This window comes from Melaminivora alkalimesophila (assembly GCF_000282995.1).
Lineage (GTDB): Bacteria > Pseudomonadota > Gammaproteobacteria > Burkholderiales > Burkholderiaceae_C > Melaminivora > Melaminivora alkalimesophila.
In genome coordinates, this window is sequence record NZ_ALEE01000647.1 from 1 (window position 1) to 1,855 (window position 1,855).

At 71.9% G+C, this 1,855-nt stretch carries 2 protein-coding genes; both read right to left on the reverse strand.

Annotation, left to right across the window (positions count from 1 at the left end; genetic code table 11):
• On the reverse strand, nt 1-1,085 hold a 1,085-nt coding region (locus A612_RS12590), incomplete at its 3' end, for a serine/threonine protein kinase (RefSeq protein ID WP_019374824.1).
• A gap of 75 nt (nt 1,086-1,160) precedes the next feature.
• Nucleotides 1,161-1,855, reverse strand: a 695-nt coding sequence (locus A612_RS12595) for a L,D-transpeptidase family protein (RefSeq protein WP_019374825.1), incomplete at its 5' end; no start/stop codon positions are given.

Below are 1,855 nucleotides of genomic sequence, written 5' to 3' on the forward strand. Positions count from 1 at the left end.
GCCCCCGGGCGGATGCCCAGCGAGCGCGCCACCGCCTCGCGCAGGGAGTAGAGCGTGGCGTCGCCGACGTCGGCGTGGGGCACCGCCACCATGACGATGGGCGCCTGCTCGATCTGGTCGTGCGGCAGCGGGCTGGGCTGGTAGTGCATGCCCGCCGCCTGGATCCAGCGCCGAAGCTGCCGGCGCAGGCCGGGGCCGCGCGTGCGCCGGCCGCGTTCGGTGAGCGCCACCTGGTCCGGGTTGGCCAGGTCGAGCGCCAGCTGGGCAGCGGAAGGGTAGCGTTCGGCCGCCATCGGCTCCAGGCAGCGCAGGATGATCTCCTGCAGCCATGCGGGCAGGTCGGGCCGGTGGGCGCGCGGCGGGGTGGGCGCCATCCACAGGCGCTGGCGCATGCCGCCGGCGGTGGCCGGGGCGCCAAAGGGCAGCTCGCCGGTGGCCATCTCGTAGAGGATGACGCCGATGGCGAACAGGTCGCTCCTGAGGTCGCCGCGCACGCCCACCACCTGCTCGGGCGCGATCCAGGCGGGCGAGCCGACCGCCTTTCTCATCTCCTCGGCCAGCAGGTCGGGGTAGTGCGCGTGGCAGGACAGGCCGAAGTCCAGCAGCACGGCGCTGCCGTCCTCGCGCAGCAGCACGTTGGCGGGTTTCAGGTCGAGGTGGCAGACGTCCTGCTCGTGCAGGCTGTGCGCCGCGCGGGCGAGCGCCGCGCCGATGCGCGCGATCGCCTCGGGGCTGCGCGCCGCATGGTCGCTGGCCGGGTGGGTGTCGAGCCAGTGCTGCAGCGTGCGGCCCTCGACGTATTCCATGACCAGGTAAGGCAGGCGCAGCAGGTCGCCGGCGGCGACGAAGTGCGGCACGTGCGGGCCGGCGAGCGTGGGCAGGATGGTGAGCTCGACCTCGAAGCTGACGATGTTCTCCGCGCCGTCGTGCACCGTCATGCGCGGGATCTTCATCGCCAGCGGAAAGCCCGAATCGCGCGCCGCGCCCGCGTAGCCCGCGCGGTAGATGTGCGCCATGCCGCCCGAGTGGATGCATTCGTGGACGACGAAGCCGTCGATCTCGGTGCCGGGGGCGAGCAGTTTCATGGCGGGGCGCGGCAGGCGGTGGGTGCGATCCTGCCAGCATAGACGGGCAGGGCCGCCTGCGGGGCGCTGTGGCGCCTAGTACACGACCACCCGGTCGCCGACCTTCACCTGCTCGTACAGCCACTTGGCGACCTGGTAGTCGCGCAGCTGGCTGCAGCCGTGCGAGCCGCCGGCGTAGCCCTTGTCGGCGAAGTCCTGGGAGTAGTGCACGGCCACGTTGCCGTCGTAGAAGATGGCATAGGGCATGGGCGTGCGCTCGCCAAAGATCTTCGAGACCGTCTCGTGGTTCATGTACCAGATGCGGAATTCGCCCTCGGGGCTCTCCCAGCCGGGCATGGCAAAGCGCGCCTCGCGCGTGAAGCGCACCTGGCCGTTGTCCACGTACGACATTTTTTTCTGCTGGCGCGAGATGCAGATGACGCGGCCCGTGGTGCAGCGCGGGTCGAGCTCCTGCGTGCTGCTGCTGGCGGGCGGTGCGCTGAACAGGTCGGCGTAGCGCGGCAGGCGGGTGCGGCGGATGAGCGGCGTCCAGCTGCGCTCGTCCATGACCTCGCTGGCCGGCAGGCCGATGCGCATCCGCCAGGCGGCGATGGCCTGGCGCGTGGCGTCGTCGAAGCGGCCGTCCAGGGGGCCCTGGTACAGCCCCGCCTGCTTCAGCCGGTGCTGCAGCTCCATCATGAAGGCCGGCTCATGGGGGGCGACGAACCAGGGGCCGACGTCGGTGTTGTTCAGCTCGGCCTGGGTCGGCGGGCGCGAGCGCGCCGCCAGCG